This is a genomic window from Rubinisphaera italica (assembly GCF_007859715.1).
Classification (GTDB): Bacteria; Planctomycetota; Planctomycetia; order Planctomycetales; family Planctomycetaceae; genus Rubinisphaera; species Rubinisphaera italica.
Window position 1 is genome coordinate 4,716,566 of the sequence record NZ_SJPG01000001.1, and the last position, 20,644, is coordinate 4,737,209.

Sequence of the window (20,644 nt, forward strand, 5' to 3'; positions counted from 1 at the left end):
GAGAATTGAACGAAGGTGTGCCACGGCTCTGTGAGCCGTGAAGTCCATAAGCGTTATCCAAGAACACGGCTCACAGAGCCGTGGCACCGTCATCGAAGACTATTTCACCAACTGGCCGATTTCTTCCTGCGTGAACGGCTGAGCGAGTCGGGCTCCCAGTTGCGAAACAATGCGAGCGGCTGCGTGGGAAGCGAGGTGGCCGGATTGTTGCCAGGTCAGCCCATTGGTGATGCCGAAGAGGATTCCCGCGGCATACATATCGCCGGCTCCGGTTGTATCGATCGCTTTGACTGGGACTCCTTCAATCGGAATCACTTTCTTTTCGTGCATCAGAATGGAGCCATCTGCTCCGAGAGTCATCGCGACATTTTCGGCATGATGATGAATTTCCTGAGCACAATCGACAGGGTCATCTTTTCCTGTCAGGGCGCGGGCTTCATCGAGGTTACAGAACAGCAGGTCGACTGGTCCGTGAATCAATTCCCAGAATTCGTCTCGGAACAGATCGATCAGGAACGGGTCGGAAACGGTGAATGCAACTTTGACGTTGTTCTTTTTCGCCAGCTCAATTGCCTTCATGGCAGCGGCTTTGGTCGATTCGCCCGTGAAGAGATACCCTTCGATATAGACGTATTGCGACTTGACGATTTCGCTCTCTTCGATGTCGTCTGGCCCCAGTTCTGAAGAGACGCCGAGATGCGTGAGCATGGTTCGCTGAGCATCGGGCGTAATCAGAATCACACAGGTTCCACTTTGTCCGGAAGTCGCTGGAACTTCGATGCGGATGCCGACATTTCGCATATCGTTTAGAAAGAATTGACCGATGTCATCGTCAGCGGTCTTGCCTGCGTAGGCTCCTTTGCCACCGAAGTCGGCGATTCCCATCATTGTATTGGCAGCCGATCCTCCGGCACAGCGGCTGAATTTATCGGGATTCAGAGATGCGATGACCTTCTGTTGGATTGCTTCTTCAACCAGCGTCATGCCCCCTTTGGGATAGGCTAATTCCGTGAGAAAATCGTCACTGACATGAGCCTGAATATCGACGAGTGAGTTACCAACACCGTATACGTTATACATTGAAAAATATTTCTGTTGTTGTAGCGAATTGGAACGATAGTCTTACTGGGGGCTTCGCTACGCTTCGACCCCAGCCACCCATGTCGATTTATATTGGGTTACAAGCACGAAGCGCAAGCGAGTGAGTCTTTGCTATGATTGACACACTCGCTTGCGCTTCGTGCTTGTAGGGAAATCTCTATCTACAGGAACTCATGTCAGGCAGAGCCTGAACTACGGTCGAGCTTTGACAAGCTCTCAACTAACCATCAACAGGTTCGCTGCGAGGATAGGAGCCCAGGATCCGTAATGCAACTGCCTTTTTCTGCAGAGCATTGAGTGTCTTCTTGATTTTGGCGTCCTTCTCATGTCCTTCGAAATCGAGGAAGAACAGATATCCGGATTCTGCACCCCGCAATGGGAAAGACTCGATCCAGGTCAGATTGACACGATTTGTTTTGAAGGCATTCAAGGCATCGGAAAGTGAACCCGGTGCATGGGGAATCTGCAACAGTACGGAAGTGCGGTCGTGGCCGGTTGGCTTGGCTTCGACATCGCCAATGACGGCGAAGCGGGTAATATTGTTTGGGTTATCTTCAATATTATCTGCCACCATTTCCAGATCGTACTGCACTGCAGCCTGGCGAGACGCGACTGCACCTGCACCAGGTTTATCCCGTGCCAGTTGAGCAGCTGTCGAAGTGCTGGTGACTTCAATCAGATCTGCCTGAGGCATATTGCGCGAAAGCCAGTCTCGACATTGCGAAAGTGCCTGGGGCTTGCTGTAAATCTCATTGATCTCACTGCGAGGTGAGCGGGACAGCAAATTGTGATGGACAGCAATCTGCAGTTCTCCGCAGATTTTCAGCGGCAAACGCTGGAACATGTCGAGCGTATCGACGATTCGACCATCGGTGCTGTTTTCGATCGGCACAATTCCGAATTCGGTATGACCGCGGTTCACTTCTTCAAAGACAGATGCAATCGTATTGACTGCAACCAGATCGGCATGTCCACCAAATCGCTCCAGAGCAGCAAAGTGAGTGAAGCTGTACAGCGGCCCGAGATAGGCGACCCGCTGGCGTTTGATCTTCTGCTTGGTCGCACTAAGAACTTCCCGGAAAATGGCCCGCAAAGCACTATCTGGCAAAGGCCCTTTGTTCAACTCTGCCAATTTGGCCCATAACTGATCGTCGGCATGGGGGTCAAACAGGGCTTCCCGGGTAATCGGCTCTTTCTGCAGCAGGCTGAGAGCCAGTTGCGACCGCTTATTGAGCAGATCGACCACTTCCTTATCAATGCGTCGAATCTGCACATCCGGAGAAGCATTTCGGGTCGAGGGGCTCTTGGAAGCCGCTGTCGTCCCGGAACTCGTGGAACGTTTTTTGGCAGCTGGCGTACTCTTTTTTGCCTTGGCAGTCGATGCACTACCAGATTTCGCGGCTGCCGATTTTGAGGACGACCCCTTAGCTGCACTACTTTTTTTCGCCATGACTCTGTTCCGCTGGAGTAGATTTCAAGTTGCTCTTCGATTTGCGGCTCACACCCTCCATGACCCTGTTTAAGCGAGTATTTTGTAACCGCACGTTTCCCGAAAGTCAAGGAAGCGAAACTGCCGAAATGAACCTAATCCATTGACTCTGCTCGATTTCTGTCGAATTCATGCTTCATCTGTTTTTTCAGGAAAAAGTCAGCAACCGAAGTGCCATTATGGCACTATTCCGGGAAATCTGGTCGCCGGCCGCACTGTGCCGTATTGGCAGCCCCCAGGCAACAAGTTTTTCTAATATTCCGTAAAGTCATGTTGTCGATAACGTTACGGAACATTTTTCAATTTTTTCCATTCATTTGGTACACCTGTTGCTCTATACAATCACAACCTCTTAATTATGCCAATCTGTCCGGTATAGATCATGAGGGGCCTAAATTCTATTTGAAATTTGACAATGACTCTGCACTGATTACAGAGCATTCAATGAAGATAACACGGTCATATCTCTGAAAGGATATTTATTATGGCATTAGATGGTGAAAAAATAATTGGAATCGACCTGGGAACCACCAACTCGGTCGTCGCAGTGATGGAAGGTGGCGAAGCGAAGGTCGTTACAAACCTTGAAGGCAACCGCATAACACCGAGTGTCGTCGCGTTTACTGAAAAGGGTGAAGTTCTGGTTGGAGAACCTGCCAAGCGTCAGGCAGTGACCAATCCTAAGAATACGATTTACTCGGTAAAGCGATTTATGGGGCGTCGTCACGACGAAGTGGCTTCCGAAGAAAAAACGGTTCCTTACGAAATCGTCGGTGGAGCGAGCGATTACGTCAAAATCAAATCGAACGGCAAAGATTATACTCCGCCGGAAATTTCCGCGAAGGTGCTTCAGAAGCTGAAAGAAGCTGCTGAAAGTTACCTGGGTCATAAAGTGAATAAAGCGGTTGTCACTGTGCCGGCTTACTTCAATGATGCTCAGCGACAGGCGACTAAAGATGCCGGTCAGATTGCTGGGTTGGAAATTGAACGTATCGTCAACGAACCTACCGCAGCTGCTCTGGCATACGGACTGGAAAAGAAGAAGGACGAAAAAATCGCCGTCTTCGACCTGGGTGGTGGTACATTCGACGTTTCGATTCTTGAAGTCGATGCCGAACTGGTGCAGGTCCTGAGTACAAACGGAGATACTCACCTTGGTGGTGACGACTTTGATGAAGTGCTGATCGATCATATTGCCGAGAAGTTCCAGGCTGACGAAGGTGTCGATCTCCGCAAAGAGCCAATGGCACTGCAACGATTGCGTGAGGCAGCCGAGAAGGCGAAGAAAGAATTGTCTTCATCACAATCGACCGACATCAACCTGCCGTTTATCGCAGTTGATGGTGGAAATCCGAAGCACTTGCAGATGACAATTTCCCGTTCGGAATTCGAACGTCTTGTCGATGATCTGGTTGAGCGTTGCCGCAAACCTGTTTTGAGCGCACTGGCTGATGCCGATCTCAAACCTGGCGATATCGACGAAGTCGTTCTGGTTGGGGGTTCGACTCGCATTCCCAAGGTTCAGGAACTGGTCAAGAAACTGTTCAGCAAGGAGCCTCACAAGGGTGTAAATCCTGATGAAGTCGTCGCGATCGGTGCCGCAATTCAGGGTGCGATTATTGCCGGAGCCGGGGAATATAAAGATATCCTGCTGCTGGACGTGACTCCGCTTTCCCTCGGAATTGAAACCGAAGGGGGCGTATTAACGAAGCTGATCGAACGGAATACAACCATTCCTTTCGAGAAGAAGGAAACGTTTTCAACGGCTGCTGATAACCAAACCGCTGTGACGGTACGTGTTTTCCAGGGTGAACGCCCAATGGCGAACGATAACCGGATGCTGGGCGAGTTCAACCTCGATGGAATTCCACCCGCACCACGCGGTGTGCCTCAGGTTGAAGTGACATTCGATATCGATAAGAACGGAATTCTGCACGTGAAGGCCGCCGACAAGGCGACTGGCAAAGAGCAGTCTGTAACGATCGACAACTCGAGTGGACTTTCTGAAGATGAGATCAGCAAGATGCAGAAAGATGCCGAAGCTCACGCTGATGAAGATAAGAAGAAACGTGAACTGGCCGAGGTCCGAAATCAGGCTTCGACAATGGCATACGAAACTGAAAAGCTGATCAAAGAACATGCCGACAAACTCGATGAAGGTTCCAAGACTGCTCTCGAATCGTCGATTGAAAAAGTCCGCGAAGCCGAAAAAGGCGATGACGTGGATAAGATCAAAGCGGCGATCGAAGAGTTGACGCAAGCCTCGCATGCTCTTTCCAAAGCGATGTATGAATCGCAGGCGGAAGAGTCAGCTGCGGCTGGAGCCGACGGAGCACCGCCCGAAGCGGCTGCCACCGAAGACGAAGGCGAAGTGATTGACGCCGAGTTTGAGAAGAAAGAGTAATAACGAGATCCAGCCCCGGGGCGATCTCCGGGGCTTTTTTTACGTCTACTGATAATTCACTTTAACCTATTCCCAAGGACCTGATCGAGAGCTAGCTGAACTGAACTTCTTAACCCGTAGCGTCAGCGAGGGGAGAATGTTGATTGCTTATCGACATCATTAGTAATGCATTCAATTGTGTCATGCAAAGATAGCTGTCGACTTTGTATTCCAAACTGGCCCCTCGCTGACGCGTCGGGTTAAGATTTAATAAACCCACCGTGATCAGGAGAATGTATCATGGCTTTCAAATTCGATAAATTAACAGTCAAGGCTCAGGAAGCTGTGCAACATGCTCAGCGACTGGCCGAACAGCGCAATCATCAGCAGCTGCAACCGCTGCACTTGCTGATGGCACTCCTGGAGGAAACTGAGGGAGTCATTAAACCACTGCTGCAGAAAATTGGTGTTAACCAACAGCAGTTGACCAGCATGGTTGATGGGGAACTGAAGCGATTTCCTTCCGTCTCTGGAGCCGATACCCAAGCCACTGCAACTCGGGCCATGATGGATACGCTTGAGAAAGCTCAGTCCATTGCCGATCAAATGCAGGATCAGTATGTGTCGACCGAGCATCTGTTTCTGGCGTTGGTCGAACGGGATGATCAGCCGAAGCGATTGCTGGAACTCAATGGCGTCAAAAAAGAGGATGTCCTCGCGGCTCTGCAATCGGTTCGTGGTGGACAATCCGTGAATGACCAGAATCCTGAAGACAAATACCAGTCACTTGAACGCTACGGCAAAGATCTGGTCGCGCTGGCGAAGCGGGGCAAGATCGATCCAGTGATTGGTCGCGATAACGAAATCCGCCGCGTTGTGCAGGTTCTTTCCCGCCGCCGGAAGAACAATCCCGTTCTCATCGGAGAGCCGGGTGTTGGGAAAACGGCGATTATTGAAGGACTGGCTCATCGTATCGTACTGGGCGATGTCCCTCAGGTTCTCAAAGACAAGCGTGTTGTCGCGCTCGATATGGGAGCACTCGTAGCCGGGGCCAAATTCCGGGGTGAATTTGAAGATCGACTCAAAGCGGTTTTGAAAGAAGTTGAGCAATCCAACGGCAAGGTGATTCTCTTCATCGATGAATTACATACCGTTGTCGGAGCTGGGGCTTCGGAAGGGGCGATGGATGCGTCAAACCTCTTAAAACCGGCTCTTGCGCGTGGGGAAGTGCATTGCGTCGGTGCAACGACTCTCGAAGAGTATCGCAAGTACATCGAAAAAGATGCTGCTCTGGAACGCCGGTTTCAGCCGGTCAAGGTGAATGAGCCAAGCGTGGAAGATACGATTGCCATTCTTCGCGGTCTCAAAGAACGATACGAGAAGCATCACAATATTAAAATTCGCGACTCTGCTCTCGAAGCCGCCGCGACATTGTCGGATCGATACATCAATGACCGATTCCTGCCTGATAAAGCCATCGACCTGGTCGACGAAGCCGCTTCCCGCGTGTCACTCGAATTACATAGTGTGCCGACGGAAATCGATGTGCTTCAACGCCGGTTGACTCGCCTCGAACTGGCTGCCCGTCAACTTTCTGAGGAGCAGGAAGATCATGCCGCGAAAGAGCGGGATGAAATTCAGGAGGAAATGGAAAGTGTTAAGCGGCAACTGGCCGAGTTGAATGAGCAATGGGAAGCTGAAAAGCTAGGCCTGGGCGATGTCAAAGGGACACGTCAGGCACTTGAGCAGGCAGAACTGGAGTACTCTCAACTCGAAGCGGCTGTCAGAGAAAAACAGTCATCCGGCCAGGTTGTTTCGGAGCAGGATTATCAGAAACTGTACGAGCTGGATAACAAATTGAAGAAGCTGCGTTCTCAATTGGAACAGGAAGAAGCCGCGGCTGAGAAATCGACATCCAGTGAGACAAAAACCAAACTGCTGCGGACAGAAGTTGGTCCAGAAGAGATCGCGAACATTGTCAGCTCCTGGACGGGCGTGCCTGTTTCACGCATGTTGCAGACGGAGCGGGAAAAACTGCTCAACATGGAAGGGGCAATTCATCGCCGGATGATCAATCAGACCGAAGCGGTGGCTGCGGTTTCGAATGCGGTCCGTCGTTCGCGGTCCGGTTTACAAGATAAGAACCGACCCATCGGCTCATTCATTTTTCTGGGACCAACCGGTGTCGGAAAAACTGAGTTGTGTAAAGCACTGGCGGAGTTTCTATTTGATGATGAACGCAACATGATTCGCATCGACATGAGCGAGTTCATGGAACAGCATTCGGTCGCGAGATTGATTGGTGCTCCTCCGGGATATGTTGGCTACGAAGAAGGTGGTCGCTTGACTGAAGCGGTGCGTCGTCAGCCTTATTCGGTGATTCTGCTCGACGAAGTTGAGAAGGCTCATCGGGATGTGTTCAATGTTTTGCTGCAATTGCTCGATGACGGTCGCCTCACCGATGGTCAGGGTCGAACGGTCGATTTCACAAATACGATTGTCGTGATGACATCCAATATCGGTTCGCAGCAGATTATGGAATACTCGGGGCAACTCGATGATGACACGATTCGACAGACTGCTTTAGAACAGTTACGCAAGCACTTCCTACCAGAGTTTTTGAATCGTGTTGACGAAGTGATCGTCTTTCATCCGCTTGACCGGTCTGTCATCCGTCAGATTGTCGATTTGCAGATCAGTCGGCTGCAGAAGCAACTGACTGATCACGATTATCAACTGGAGGTTTCAGAAAACGCGAGAGCGTTGCTGGCCGAGGAAGGTTACGAACCTCAATACGGGGCTCGTCCTTTGAAACGCGTGATTCAGAATCGCCTGCAGAATGCGCTGGCTAATGCGATTCTCTCAGGAGAATTCCCGGAAGGTTCGACGATTGCCATTGATGAGCAGAATGGTGAGTTTACGTTTGCGAGTAAGTAAGTGGAATAACTGGCGAGCCGAGTCAGTCATGACTCAGGTGTGGTCACGCTTTTATAAAGTTCCCTCTCCCACAGGGAGAGGGTTAGGGTGAGGGGAATCGGCGTGAGATTTTTTGTGCGTCGAAGGTATCCCCTCATCCAGCCTTCGGCCACCATCTCCCCAGGGAGAAGGAAAGAATACCAGTTTCCAGGGGATAGGAAAGACGTCAGATCCCCCCTGAGTTATTCCACCATCGGGATCAAATGAATCGAGGAAGCTTTAATCATCGCCATCACCTGGCTGCCGTTCTGGAGATGCAATTCCTGAGCGGCTGATGGCGTGATGAGTGATGTCAATTCAAGGCTTCGATTCTCTCCACACTCCAGGCCGATTCGAATGAGCGGGCCTTCGGGAGTGATCCATTTTACAAACGCATGCAAGTGATTTCTGCTGCTCAGCGTCCCAGCTTCGCCTCTGCTTAATGTGACATGTTCTCCTTTGATACAGACATGGACTTTTCGGTAGAGCGATACCGTATCGACGGCCAGCAATTTCACACCTTGTATTTCAATGGTGGCCATACCGTCTTTACGATTCATGACTTCACCGACTTCGATAGTTTCGATGCCTACAATCCGCGCGACTTCTGGTCCGTTTGGACGAGAAAAGACGTCTTCGACAGGACCGCATTGCAGAGTTTTGCCTTCTTTCATCACAATCATCTGATCAGCCAGTGAAATCGCTTCCGTCCGATCGTGTGTCACGAGGACGACAGGAATTTTGAATTGACTGAGCAATTTTCGCATTTGCAGCCGCAGTTCATCCCTCATTGTTGAATCCAAGGCAGAGAGAGGTTCGTCTAACAAAAGTAGTCTCGGTTTACGAACGAGAGCTCTTGCCAGTGCGACACGCTGCTGTTGACCTCCTGAGATTTGATGAGGCAAGCGATCCTCTAAACCTGTCAGATGAAATCGCTCCAGGAATTCGCCAACAATTTGATTTCGCTTTTGCTTCTCCAGACGTAATCCATAGCCAATATTTTGACTCACCGTCATATGCGGAAATAGTGCGTAATCTTGAAAACAGAAGCCGACATCCCGTTTTTGCGGCGGCAGGCAAATGGACGTGTTCTCATCGAACCAGAGATCATCATCACATTTGATAGAGCCGGTTTCTGGGCGAATCAACCCAGCCAGGCTGCGGAGAATGGTCGTCTTGCCACAGCCGGATGGACCGAACAGCACGGTGATTGAAAATTCCTGTGATGGTTGTGAAAAGTCAGCGGAGATCTGCGTGCCGCCGGAATAATGCTTTTCAAAATGAGTATCGAGCAGAGCTGTCATCTCTGGCCTCCCCTTTGAGACAACAGATGCACACAACACAGCACGATTATTGAAAATAAGATGAGCCAGAAGGAAGTTCTACTGGCTGAGGCGTAATCGAGAGCCTGGACATCATCGTAAATGGAAATCGAGAGTGTGCGTGTGACGCCGGGGATATTTCCGCCGATCATCAGCACCACGCCAAATTCGCCGATGCAATGAGTGAAAGTCAGGATCAATCCTGAAAGGATCCCCGGCCAACTGAGGGGAAATGTGATTCGCCAGAAGGTTCGCCAGTTCGATTCACCCAGACACCACGAGGCTTCAATCAATTTTCGATCCATTCTCTCAAAGGCAGCGACAAAAGGTCGGACTGCAAAGGGGAGGTTGTACAAAACCGATCCCAGCAAAATGCCAGCAAAAGAGAATGGCAATCGGCTGTCGAAAAAACGCTCGTAAGAGTTGCCCAGCCAACCTTGTGGCCCCATTGCAATTAACAGATAGAAGCCGAGCACGGTCGGTGGAAGAATTAATGGGAGGGCGACGATTGCTTCGATTAGAAATCGCCCTCTCCAGTTTGTCGATGCCAGCCAGTAGGCGAGTGGAATACCCAGCACGAACAGAATTGATGTGGTGCACAGTGCGAGCTTGAGAGTGAGTCCGATTGCGATCCAGTCCATCAGTTCGCCTCGGGAATCGAATAGCCAAAGCGGAACAAAATTTTCTGACCATTAGATCCGAGAACAAACTCACGGAATTGCCGGGCGGCTTCGGGATGTGAAGTGGTTTTTAGGATTCCACCTGCCTGAATAATCGGGGAATAAGCGTCAGTGGGTATCTTCCAATATTGCCCGCGATTTTTCTGCTCGGGCACACAGACTTGTGAGAATGCCAGCACGCCCACATCAGCCGCTTTTGACTCGACGAAGTGAGTCGTCTGGGAAATGTTTTCTCCGAGCACAAGCTTATCTTTGATTTGATCGTACAACTCAAAATGCTGCATCGCTTCGACAGCAGCCGAGCCGTAGGGAGCGAGACGGGGATTGGCGATTGCGATCTTTTTCACGGAAGGATCGAGCAAAATCTGCAACCCGGAAGCTTCCAGATCGAGTGGAGAACCTTCTGGCACCCAGAGAACAATCTGTCCGGAAGCGTAGGGGAAATAATCGGCTTCGGCAATCAAATTTTGTTCGACAAGTTTCTGTGGGTAGTTCGTATCTGCGGAAAAGAAGATGTCGTAGGGAGCGAGCTGCGAGAGTTGAGAAAAGAATTGCCCGGAAGACCCATAAGTTATCTCTAATGAGATGGCCGGCTGACTCTCCTCAAATTTCGATTCTATTTCTGTCATGGCATACTGAAGATTAGCCGCGGCTGCGACTTTGAGGACGATAGTTTCATGCCCAGACGTTTGCTCAACATGTGAATCTGCACAGCCAGCAATAAATACAAGAAACATTAGTAGCCAAAGTGAATTCATCGCAATTCAACATTAAAATAATTCTAGTGAGGCGAGCCAGTCAGGGTGGCGAGGCGCTCTCGAATAGAAGCCCCCCGAATCGTTGAACTTTCGGGGGCTTCCGCTGAAGCGGAGCGCCCCCGCCACTCATGAATTCTTGAGTCGCGAAGTTCGCACATTATGTCAGTCACAGCCTGACCTGCCCTTGAGGTACTTATTAAATCTCTTATGACTGCATATAATTCAACCACAAAACTCAACAATCGAAATTTTAACGGGAACTCCTGAAACATTCATGCAGCGTCAACCTACGAGCCGTCAGAAATTTGATGAATATCGAGCCGATTTTCTTGATAAGGAAGTCCGTAATTCGAAGATGTCCGGCAAAAAGCGGGAGCGATCCTCACGGAAGCTGATTGCCGATTTCTTTGGACTGTTGCGGGGACATTACGCGGCTATCACTCTTTCACTCGGCACATTAACGATTGCGACAGTCCTTGCGTTGTTGCCACCAGTCGGGATCAAATTTGTGGTCGATTATGTCCTCGGTGACAAATCGATGCCGACAACTTTTCCGAGTTGGATTCCACGAGAGCCGTGGCCGTTATTGATGACAATAACTCTCGGCGTCCTCGGGATCTCACTGATCAAAACATTGCTGCATGTCTGGGGTCGCTGGCATGCGACACGCGTCACTAAGTTAGTGCAGATGTCGGTTCGCAAGAAAGTTTACGATCATGCGATTCGACTGCCGTTGCATCGAATACACGAACTCCGCTCGGGAGGAGCAGCCAGTATTCTGAGGCAAGATGCAGGAAGTGTCGGCGATCTCGTGTTCGGGATGTTATACAATCCGTGGCGGGCGTTGATTCAATTGCTCGGCAGCCTGCTCGTTTTAGCATGGGTGGACTGGAAACTGTTGATCGGGGCTTCGTTGTTGATTCCTGTCGTCTATGTCACCCACAAAACGTGGATCAGTCGGATTCGTCCGCAGTTTCGCAAAGTGCGCGCTCAGCGGGAGGAAGTGGATAGTCAGGCGACGGAATCGTTTGGAGGCATTCGCATTGTTCGCGGATTCAGCCAGCAGCGTGCGGAAACAAATCGGCTGATGCGTGGTAATCATCTGATGGGGCGGCAGGAATTATACGCATGGTGGTGGATGCGGCTCATTGAAATTGTCTGGGAAACGATCATCCCTCTCGCCTCGGCTGGACTGCTGCTGTATGGCGGTTATCAGGTGCTACAGGGTACTTTATCGCTGGGCGATTTGATGATGTTCCTCGTTTATCTGCTGATGCTCCTCGATCCCCTGGCGGTGCTCGCACAAAGTGCGGCCACCTTCCAGAACAGCCTCTCAGGATTGGATCGAGTTCTCGATCTGCTGGAAGAAACTCAGGAGATGGAGAGTGATCGTGAGACCAGACTTCTTGATCTGGAAACCTGCGATGGAAAAATCACTTTTGAGAATGTCAGTTTCAGTTACCCGGCTGCCGATCAGCCGGCGTTGATTGACTGTTCGATTGAAATCCAACCGGGAGAAACCATTGCCCTGGTTGGGCCGAGTGGAGCCGGGAAAACGACCTTCTGTAATCTGGTCGCTCGATTTTACGATCCGACTTCCGGCTCCATGAAAATTGATGGAGTTGACTTGCGCGATCTCGAAGTTGAAAGTTATCGGCGTTTGGTCGGCATCGTTGAACAGGATGTCTTTCTGTTTGATGGGACTGTCGCTGCTAACATTGGATACGGAGATCGCTCGGCTTCTCTCGACGATATTAAACGAGCAGCGAAAATCGCCAATGCGGCTGAATTCATTGAGCAACTTCCGAAGCAGTACGACACGATCATCGGTGAACGGGGTGTCAAATTGAGCGGAGGTCAACGGCAGCGACTGGCGATTGCTCGAGCTGTCCTGGCCGATCCACGAATTCTGATTCTTGATGAAGCAACCAGCAATCTCGATACCGAAAGCGAACGGCTCATTCAGTCGAGTATGGTTTCGCTAATGGAAAACCGAACCTGCTTCGTGATTGCCCATCGACTGAGCACAATCATACATGCGGATCGAATTATCGTTTTGCGAGCCGGGCGGATACTGGAAGTTGGAACGCATGCCGAATTGATGGCTGAAGATGGGGTCTATCGAGAAATGGTGCGGATGCAAACCTCAGAAGAACGGATCCCTGATCAGGAAGTTTCCGGTTCGGTGTAACAAATTCTTATTATACAAGCACGAAGCGCAAGCGAGTGAGTCATCACGCATTTGAACTCACTCGCTTGCGCTTCGTGCTTGTATTTGCGATAAATTGCCGCAGGGAATATTCTACCTCTCTTTGTATAGATTTATTTGCTATGATAGAGGAATCACCAATCCTCATTCCCGCAAAGCTGAGGCGATGCTCATGCCCCATCTGCAATTCCAATTATTTCTGAAACAGCTCTGCATTTCTTATGTGCTTCTGATCGGATTCAGTTCTTCAGTTCACGCTCAACTGGAATTTGAATCCCCTCCCATCGATTATCAAAATGCACCAGCAGAGAATCCTGTAGCCAGGTTACATGCGGATCTGGTAGCCGGTCGTGTCCAGTTGGAATATTCCGAAGAGCATGGATACCTTCCGGCTTTGCTGGATGCTTTGGACATTTCCCCGGAATCTCAGGTTTTGGTGTTTTCACAGACAAGTTTTCAGCTTCGAAAAATTACGCCCCAGAAACCCCGCGCGATTTATTTCAACGACGAAACTTACGTCGGCTGGGTTCAGCACAGCGACCTGCTCGAGATTTCGACGGCTGATCCAAACCTGGGTGCGGTTTTTTATTCCCTGGAATATTCACCAGCAAAGCAGCCGTCTCTCATTCGTGATCAGGGGCATTGCCTCACTTGCCATGCTTCATCACGGACAAAAAATGTCCCCGGCCATCTGGTTCGCTCTGTTTTTGTGGATCGTCGCGGACAACTTTTGCTTTCTGCCGGGACCTTCAATACAGAACATTCCAGCCCATTCTCTGAACGCTGGGGAGGCTGGTATGTAACGGGAACTCATGGAACGATGCGTCATATGGGCAATGCGATTGTGAGTGAACCCGATGCCCTCGAAAAGATTGATCGTGAAGCAGGCGCCAATCTGGTCTCGCTCGATTCTCTATTTGAAACTTCGCCTTATCTGTCATCGCATAGCGATCTGGTCGCACTGATGGTTCTCGAACATCAAACAGCGATGCATAATCATTTCACATTTGCCCAGATGGACTCCCGCCTGGCTGATCATTACGACGGCATCATGAACAAGGCTCTCGAACGACCAGCCGGGTATCAAAGTGAAAGCACCGTCAGGCGATTTCAGGCGGCGACGGAAAAAATCGTCCAATACATGCTCTTCTGCGACGAATTCAAACTCGAATCTCCCGTAGCTGGGACATCCGGCTTTGCCGATTATTTTTCTGCCCTTGGTCCAAAAGATTCTCAAGGCCGTTCCCTCCGCGATTTTGATTTAAAGACTCGGCTTTTCAAGTATCCGTGCAGCTACCTCATCTATGCAGATTCGTTTCAGCAATTACCACAGCCCGTTGTTGATCAGGTGCTAAGCCGTCTGGAGGAGATTCTGACAGCCGAAACTGTTGAAGCAGAGTTCGCTCATTTGAGTGATGAGGATCGTCAGGCGATTTACGAGATTCTCAGTGAGACCCTGCCGCAATGGAAAACGTCGCGTTGATAAATGATATTGAAATACATTTCATTTGCATGACAGAAAGGTATTGATTCCACAGTTGCAACTGTCACAATGATAGAAGGAGAGCTGTCTCCGACAATCAATACAAATCTCCCATTTGGGTTCAACAGGAGTCGCTAATCATGAATCAGAAATGTAACACCGAATCGACCAATCAACGATTCTCACAAGCTGTCGAACGTTTTCGCACGGAACTGGATCGTTTAACCGACATGGCCTGGACACGAGGCGAAGAAGTCCTCGGGCAGTTTCGCAATCAGGATTCGACATCGTGCGACTGGACGCCGGCTGTCGATATTGTGGAAACCAACGATACGATTGTGGTGTTCATGAATCTGCCCGGCTTGAGTTCCAATGATGTGGAACTGACATTGATCGGCAACACTCTCGAAGTGACTGCCGATTTGAACTCGCTCACCTTGCAGGATCATGATCGTGTGATTAAACGAGAACGACCTACCGGGCATCTCAAACGTGTCGTGACACTGCCCTGCCCGGTCGAAAACGACTCCGCATCCGCCCAGACCGAAAAGGGTGTGTTCAAAGTTGAGATGCAGAAATCGGTTGATAACCGCATTCGCAAAGTCCCTATCACTCAGGTCGACGAACCTGCTCATCAAACACAGCATGTGTAGGGCAACTCTGCTAAGTAAACAGGCTGGAAGGCACGTCCGAGAGGATAGGCTTCCAGCCTGTTTTCGTTTGCGATGCGGCTTGATTGAGTGATAAAGTTCAGCGAACATCAAAATTAAGGTGCTAACGGATTGCCTCTTTGAAGTGAAGCCGTTGCAGAATTGTTCTGTAAAGATCGAATTGTCTGCGGACAAACGATATGATGCCCATCAATTTTGCTTCATTATTCAATGCCAGACGAATCTATGATCGATAACTCATCAGCACAGAACTCATCGGAAGAGAATTTAGCACTATCGCCACCTCTGGAACCTCGCAAACGGTCGCGTAAGGAGTTCTACAGCATTTGGGGATCGTCGATTGCTCTCACCATTGTTGGTTTTACGATTGCGTGGCTATTTGTTGAGCCCGCTCCCGGAAATCATTTGAAAATCGCAGCCGGTCCCAGTGATGGGAATTATTACGCGACAGCAAAAAAATATGCAGCGGTATTCCAGGGAGCGGGCATCAATCTGGAAATTGTGGAAACCGCAGGGACGATCGAAAACTATCGTCTGCTTCAGGAAGACAACGACATTAACCTGGCGATTGTCCAGGGAGGAGCTGTCCCGGAGACGCTGGAAAAAACGTCTCTGGAAGCAATCGCCAGTCTGAATTTCGAGCCGCTATGGATCTTTCGTCAGGCTGAGAGTGAAATTACGGAAATCCGTCAGTTGAAAGGAAAGCGAATCAGCATTGGTCTGTCCGATAGTGGGACCGAAGCGCTGATGCTTCGCCTTCTGGAAATTAATGGCCTGATTGCTCCCGTTGAAGAGTCACAAGCATCAACAGACTCCACTCCAGAGGAGGCGATCGAGTTATTCCGGGAATCCTCTGCAACAGCGATTGCAAAACTACGTGCTGGCGAGCGGGATGCTGTTTGCATGGTTCGCTCGGCTTCCAATCCGGTGATTCGTCAGCTCTTTGAAACACCGGAGCTTTCCGCAATGCCCTTCCCCTTGAATAAAACGTATCGGCTGCTGTTTCCTGCCCTCTCTGACATTCAGCTTCAGGAAGGAATTCTGGATCTGAAAAATCATCAGCCTGCTCAAAATCTCAAACTGATTGCCCCGGCTGCCAACCTGGTCTGTACCCCGGAATTGCACGATGCTTTTGTGCCGTTACTGCTCAAAGCGGCCACGCTGACCAGCAATGAAGGAAACCTGATCGTTCCGTCTCGGGAGTTTCCGTCATTGGGATATATAGAATTTGAGCCTCATGCAGGAGCCGTCGATTATTTTCAGTCGGGGGAATCGTTCCTGTATCGCTATCTCCCTTTCTGGCTGGCATCCTTTTTGAATCGCATGAAAATTATGGCGGTTCCTTTGCTCACGCTTGCCATACCTTTGTTCAAAATGGCACCTCCTGCTTACCGCTGGCGAATTCGCTCACGAATTTATCGCTGGTATCGTTTACTTCGCGAAATCGATCAGGAAAATCTTCGCGACCAAACCACAGTAAACCAGCAGAGATATCTGGAAAAGCTCGATCGAATTGCCTGCGAACTCAGTGAAGTCGATGTCCCGCTTTCTTACATGGAAGAGTTCTACAATTTACACCTGCACATCGATCTGATCCGTCGTCGCGTATTGGGTGTGACGGATTTGAGTCAGAATTCCGGCACGAACTCCTGAAAACAGAGTTTGCGTTCCCATCCAAACTCGCTTATCCTATATGGATGCGAGCCGAGCCATTACTGGCTCGGCTCGCCTTTAAGTATCGTATAAGCACGAAGCACAAGTGAATGTGTGAGCTCAGGAGGAACACACTCGCTTGCGCTTCGTGCTTGTAAAAACTAAAACTGTTGATTCGATTCAAATTATTTACGAAAGCTTTTCCATGTCACAATTCAATCGTCGTCAATTTCTGCAGAGCAGTCTGGCTGCCGGGGCTTTTGTTTCTTTATCTTCTGCGTCGTCCTCAAAAGCGATGGCTGCCAATGAAGAAGTGAACATCGCCGTGATCGGCTGCGGTGGACGAGGTGGAGCGCATTTGAGTCAGTTTAGCTCTCTCTCGGGCGTGAATATTGCCGGGTTGGTCGATCCTGATGAAAGTCGAACAGGCTCTGCCCAACGAAAATTCCCGAAAGCAAAACGCTATACCGATATTCGCAAGATGCTCGAAGATCCTGCGATCGATGCGGTCACGATTGCCTCCTGTAATCACTGGCACTGTCTGGCTGCTATCTGGGCGATGGAAGCGGGTAAAGATGTGTATGTCGAAAAACCGTTGTCTCACAGTCAGTGGGAAGGCCGTCAGGTCGTCAATGCGGCTCGTAAGTACGACAAAGTCGTGCAGATCGGTACTCAGCAGCGTTCTTCACCGATTCAGGACGAAGCGAAAAAACTGCTGCATGAAGAGCAGGCCCTCGGAAAAATTCTCAGCGTGCAGGTCTGTCGTTACGGCATCCGTGGCTCGATCGGAAAGCGATCGACTCCGCTGGAAGTTCCCTCCAGTGTCGATTACGACCTGTGGCTCGGCCCCGCAGCCGATCAGGTTCTCTACCGTGACAAATTCCATTACGACTGGCACTGGGACTGGAATACCGGCTCCGGCGAAATGGGCAACTGGGGCGTGCATGTGCTCGACGATGTCCGCAACGTTGTCTTCCGCGATTCCGTCAAATTGCCGACGCGAATTCTGGCAGGTGGCGGACGGGTTGTCTGGAATGATGCCGGAGATACGCCGAATGTGCACTTCGCGTACTTCGATACCGGCGAAATCCCAACCTTTATTGGTTTGAGCAACCTGCCAGCTGAGCCTGGTGGCAAGAAAGGCCTGAACTATCGCGGCGTCACCTCGGGCTACCTCGTTCAGTGCGAAGGAGGCTACTACTCGGGACGCCGCGGCGGAGGAGATGCCTACGATAATCAAGGCAAGAAAATGCGTTCTCTGAGAGGTTCCTCTGGAACTTCTCACGCTCAGAACTTTATTGATGCGGTTCGTGCTCAGGACAATTCGAATCTGAAAGCGGAAGTGGCCGTCGGTCACGATTCCACCGGCTGGTGCAACTTGGCCAACATCGGCTTCCAGGTTGGTGGTCAGTACAAGCCGGACGCCTTCGAAGAAATTGTCACACCAAACGAAGGTGCGAAACGCATCTGGTCTGATCTACAGGCTCAAATGGAATCGCATCTGGCAGCCCACGGCTACAAACTGAGCGACTCGGAAATCCGTGTCAGTCCGATGTTGAACCACGATCCCGAAACGGAACGCTTCACCGGACCTCATGCTGAAGGAGCCAATGCTCTGCTCAAACGAGAGTACCGCCCCGGTTTTGAAGTGCCCGAAATTGCTTAAGGAAACGTGTAAACTTTATTGATGACTATGATCGGCGTCCGGGTAGGTTCCTTCCCGGACGTCGTTTGCATAGTTCTGCACGCTCTTTGTCACGATTTCGTGCAGATTGGCGTAATGCTTGAGAAACTTCGGCTTGAAGCCCTCGGTCAGTCCCAGCATGTCGTTAAGGACAAGGACCTGACCATCACACTCGGGCCCGGCTCCAATGCCTATCGTCGGAATCTGCAGTTCTTTGGTGATTCGAGCCGAGATCGGACTGGAAATCATTTCGAGCACGATTCCAAAAGCCCCGGCTGCCTCAGCGGCTTTGGCATCTGCGAGCAATAGATCTTCATCCCGCTGTATCTTGCCCATCGAACCGACCGCTCGAATGGATTGCGGTTTGAAGCCAACGTGTGCCATCACGGGGATATCGGCATTTGTCAGAGCCGCAATCGTTTTGGCTTGCGAGATGCCCCCCTCAAGTTTGACGGCTGCTGCTCCTGTTTCTTTGAGGATTCTCCCGGCATTCGCAATCGCCTGCTCTGGACTGATCTGATAGCTCAAAAACGGGAGATCAACAATCACCAGAGCATTCTGAGTTCCGCGAACGACCATCTTCCCATGGTAGATCATCTCATCGATTGTGACTGGCAATGTCGTGGAATTTCCCTGCACGACCATGCCGAGCGTATCTCCGACAAGAATCGCATCGACTCCAGCCGCATCGACAATGCTTGCCCAGGTAAAATCATAGGCAGTCAGCATCGCCAGCTTTCGTCCTTTCTGCTTGGCAGCAGCGAACTTGGGAACAGTCATGGAACTCATCGACTCACCTTAACTTCCAGCAATAATTCGACAGATGGTTAAATTCTGTATGACGGACTTCATTATTCGTATCAATTTCTCGCAAGCAACTCCTGAACGGAAGACCACACGAGTGTCTTATCTCGATACATGTTGCAAAATTGAACAGTCGCATTGAACGATAATGCAACGAATCAATACATACGCTCTCGGGCTCTGACAATCCATCTCTGACGTAACCTGCTACCTGCAATCGCCTTATGCCAATTAAAAACGGGAATAAGCAATTGGCACATATCTTGCATTTAATAGAATTCACCTTGAGGCAGGAGTTGGCCCGCACTTGCTTCGATGGTGGACATAGGCGTGATCGGTGGTGTAACCGGTCACGTCTTTTTTTGTGCTTAGCGAAACCCAGTGCGTTGAAACTACTCTCTGGTCAGTTTTTCAAAGCGAGATTTCAGGTCTTTTGTGACAGGCCCCGGTTTGCCATCGCCAATCAAGCGACCATCGAGTTCGACGACCGCAATCACTTCTGCGGCACTTCCCGTCAGGAAACATTCATCGGCCACATACAGTTCGTGTCGGGTCATTGTCGTTTCCATAATTTCCAGCTTCGCTTCACGAGCCAGCCGCAGAACGGCCCGGCGAGTGATTCCATCGAGAATGCCGGCATCAGTTGAGGGAGTTTTCAGCACTCCATTTTTGACAATGAAGATATTATCACCCGTACACTCGGCCACTTCTCCCTTGTGATTGAGCATCACCGCTTCGAGACAACCTGCGTCCGAACCTTCAATTTTAGCCAGAATGTTATTCAAGTAATTGAGCGATTTGATCCGCGGGCTCAGCGCCTGGGGATGGTTTCGAATCGTACTGGCCGTGATGATTTTCAGCCCCTGCTCGTACAATTCTTCCGGATACAAGCTGATTTTGTCGGCAATAATGATCACCTGAGGATCGCTCGTGCGGCGGATATCCAGTCCCAGTGACCCCGAACCTCGGGTGATGACCAGACGAATATAGCCATCGACGAGTTCGTTGGCGGCAACGGTCTCTTCAACAGCTTTAGTCATTTCTGCCGGGGAAAGCGGGATCGGCAATCGAATAGCATGGGCACTTTCATACAGACGCTCGATATGCTCCTCTAGCAGAAAGACCTTCCGATTGTAGATGCGGATCCCTTCAAATATTCCGTCTCCGTAGAGGAGGCCGTGATCGAAAACGCTGATTTTTGCTTCATCTTTGGAAACGAGTTGACCGTTCAGGTAAATCTTCATGAGCTGCTTCTTACGAAAAAAAGCACGAGGTCCGGTGGCGTAACCACTTACTATTGATGGGTGAATCCTACAAATCCGCACACTCACTGGTGTGCTCAAACAGGATTGATCACTCACACAATAAAATGGTCGCTGCACCTGCTTCGTGCCAATACTGCATCGCAGTTTCTGTATTGGTTACGGAATTGTTGGACTATTGACTCATCTG

At 50.3% G+C, this 20,644-nt stretch carries 14 protein-coding genes; 7 read left to right on the plus strand and 7 right to left on the minus strand.

Annotated features, from left to right (window positions below):
* Window positions 1-99: 99 nt before the first annotated feature.
* Window positions 100-1,080 carry an adenosine kinase gene (locus Pan54_RS17800; protein ID WP_146504760.1) on the minus strand — a complete coding sequence of 327 codons (981 nt, stop codon included), beginning with the start codon at window positions 1,078-1,080 and terminating at the stop codon, window positions 100-102.
* A 241-nt stretch (window positions 1,081-1,321) separates the two neighbouring features.
* A complete protein-coding gene (gene pheA, locus Pan54_RS17805) occupies window positions 1,322-2,551 on the minus strand; it encodes a prephenate dehydratase (protein ID WP_146504761.1) in 1,230 nt (409 codons plus the stop codon).
* Between the two features lie 523 nt (window positions 2,552-3,074).
* Here pheA and dnaK point away from each other — a divergent pair.
* Window positions 3,075-4,994 (plus strand): molecular chaperone DnaK, encoded by a 1,920-nt coding sequence (gene dnaK, locus Pan54_RS17810; protein WP_146504762.1) that lies wholly within the window; start codon window positions 3,075-3,077, stop codon window positions 4,992-4,994.
* Window positions 4,995-5,273: 279 nt separating this feature from the next.
* Complete coding sequence (gene clpB / locus Pan54_RS17815; protein ID WP_146504763.1) at window positions 5,274-7,910, plus strand: ATP-dependent chaperone ClpB; 2,637 nt, start codon at window positions 5,274-5,276, stop codon at window positions 7,908-7,910.
* A 221-nt stretch (window positions 7,911-8,131) separates the two neighbouring features.
* Here the strand turns inward: clpB and Pan54_RS17820 are convergent, their stop codons facing one another.
* The 3 genes from Pan54_RS17820 to modA are packed head-to-tail and all read right to left on the minus strand — an operon-like array spanning window position 8,132 to window position 10,688.
* A complete protein-coding gene (locus Pan54_RS17820) occupies window positions 8,132-9,232 on the minus strand; it encodes an ABC transporter ATP-binding protein (RefSeq protein ID WP_146504764.1) in 1,101 nt (366 codons plus the stop codon).
* The gene (gene modB, locus Pan54_RS17825) at window positions 9,229-9,891 is read right to left on the minus strand and encodes a molybdate ABC transporter permease subunit (RefSeq protein WP_146504765.1); all 663 of its coding nucleotides are present in this window, start codon (window positions 9,889-9,891) and stop codon (window positions 9,229-9,231) included. Before modB ends, Pan54_RS17820 begins: the two co-directional genes overlap by 4 nt.
* Complete coding sequence (modA, locus tag Pan54_RS17830; protein ID WP_146504766.1) at window positions 9,891-10,688, minus strand: molybdate ABC transporter substrate-binding protein; 798 nt, start codon at window positions 10,686-10,688, stop codon at window positions 9,891-9,893. The genes modB and modA overlap by 1 nt, the downstream gene beginning before the upstream one ends.
* Window positions 10,689-10,962: 274 nt before the next feature.
* Between modA and Pan54_RS17835 the strand changes: the two genes are divergently transcribed.
* The 5 genes from Pan54_RS17835 (at window position 10,963) to Pan54_RS17855 (ending at window position 18,370) form a co-directional block, all read left to right on the plus strand.
* Entirely contained in the window at window positions 10,963-12,879 is a 1,917-nt protein-coding gene (locus Pan54_RS17835; RefSeq protein WP_146504767.1) for an ABC transporter ATP-binding protein, read from the plus strand.
* 190 nt (window positions 12,880-13,069) lie between these two features.
* Window positions 13,070-14,380: a hypothetical protein gene (locus tag Pan54_RS17840; RefSeq protein ID WP_146504768.1), complete on the plus strand. Its 1,311-nt coding sequence runs from the start codon at window positions 13,070-13,072 to the stop codon at window positions 14,378-14,380.
* 140 nt (window positions 14,381-14,520) lie between these two features.
* Window positions 14,521-15,033, plus strand: a complete 513-nt coding sequence (locus Pan54_RS17845) for an Hsp20/alpha crystallin family protein (RefSeq protein WP_146504769.1) — start codon at window positions 14,521-14,523, stop codon at window positions 15,031-15,033.
* Window positions 15,034-15,261: 228 nt separating this feature from the next.
* Window positions 15,262-16,704, plus strand: a complete 1,443-nt coding sequence (locus tag Pan54_RS17850; protein WP_146504770.1) for a TAXI family TRAP transporter solute-binding subunit — start codon at window positions 15,262-15,264, stop codon at window positions 16,702-16,704.
* A gap of 205 nt (window positions 16,705-16,909) precedes the next feature.
* Window positions 16,910-18,370: a Gfo/Idh/MocA family protein gene (locus tag Pan54_RS17855; protein WP_146504771.1), complete on the plus strand. Its 1,461-nt coding sequence runs from the start codon at window positions 16,910-16,912 to the stop codon at window positions 18,368-18,370.
* A 15-nt stretch (window positions 18,371-18,385) separates the two neighbouring features.
* Here Pan54_RS17855 and panB read toward each other — a convergent pair whose 3' ends face one another.
* Together panB and ilvE are read right to left on the minus strand one after the other, a co-directional pair.
* Entirely contained in the window at window positions 18,386-19,177 is a 792-nt protein-coding gene (gene panB, locus Pan54_RS17860) for a 3-methyl-2-oxobutanoate hydroxymethyltransferase (RefSeq protein ID WP_146504772.1), read from the minus strand.
* A gap of 407 nt (window positions 19,178-19,584) precedes the next feature.
* On the minus strand, window positions 19,585-20,436 hold the full coding sequence (gene ilvE / locus Pan54_RS17865; protein ID WP_146504773.1) for a branched-chain-amino-acid transaminase: 852 nt from the start codon (window positions 20,434-20,436) through the stop codon (window positions 19,585-19,587).
* Window positions 20,437-20,644 lie beyond the last annotated feature (208 nt).

Bases quoted from the DNA above. Each gene is read 5' to 3' on its own strand.
- Pan54_RS17835 (WP_146504767.1), top strand. From the start codon at position 10,963: ATGCAGCGTCAACCTACGAGCCGTCAGAAATTTGATGAATATCGAGCC.
- modB (WP_146504765.1), bottom strand. From the start codon at position 9,891: ATGGACTGGATCGCAATCGGACTCACTCTCAAGCTCGCACTGTGCACC.
- Pan54_RS17820 (WP_146504764.1), bottom strand. From the start codon at position 9,232: ATGACAGCTCTGCTCGATACTCATTTTGAAAAGCATTATTCCGGCGGC.
- Pan54_RS17850 (WP_146504770.1), top strand. From the start codon at position 15,262: ATGCCAGACGAATCTATGATCGATAACTCATCAGCACAGAACTCATCG.
- Pan54_RS17845 (WP_146504769.1), top strand. From the start codon at position 14,521: ATGAATCAGAAATGTAACACCGAATCGACCAATCAACGATTCTCACAA.
- pheA (WP_146504761.1), bottom strand. From the start codon at position 2,551: ATGGCGAAAAAAAGTAGTGCAGCTAAGGGGTCGTCCTCAAAATCGGCA.
- Pan54_RS17855 (WP_146504771.1), top strand. From the start codon at position 16,910: ATGTCACAATTCAATCGTCGTCAATTTCTGCAGAGCAGTCTGGCTGCC.
- dnaK (WP_146504762.1), top strand. From the start codon at position 3,075: ATGGCATTAGATGGTGAAAAAATAATTGGAATCGACCTGGGAACCACC.
- panB (WP_146504772.1), bottom strand. From the start codon at position 19,177: ATGAGTTCCATGACTGTTCCCAAGTTCGCTGCTGCCAAGCAGAAAGGA.
- Pan54_RS17800 (WP_146504760.1), bottom strand. From the start codon at position 1,080: ATGTATAACGTATACGGTGTTGGTAACTCACTCGTCGATATTCAGGCT.
- Pan54_RS17840 (WP_146504768.1), top strand. From the start codon at position 13,070: ATGCCCCATCTGCAATTCCAATTATTTCTGAAACAGCTCTGCATTTCT.
- modA (WP_146504766.1), bottom strand. From the start codon at position 10,688: ATGAATTCACTTTGGCTACTAATGTTTCTTGTATTTATTGCTGGCTGT.
- ilvE (WP_146504773.1), bottom strand. From the start codon at position 20,436: ATGAAGATTTACCTGAACGGTCAACTCGTTTCCAAAGATGAAGCAAAA.
- clpB (WP_146504763.1), top strand. From the start codon at position 5,274: ATGGCTTTCAAATTCGATAAATTAACAGTCAAGGCTCAGGAAGCTGTG.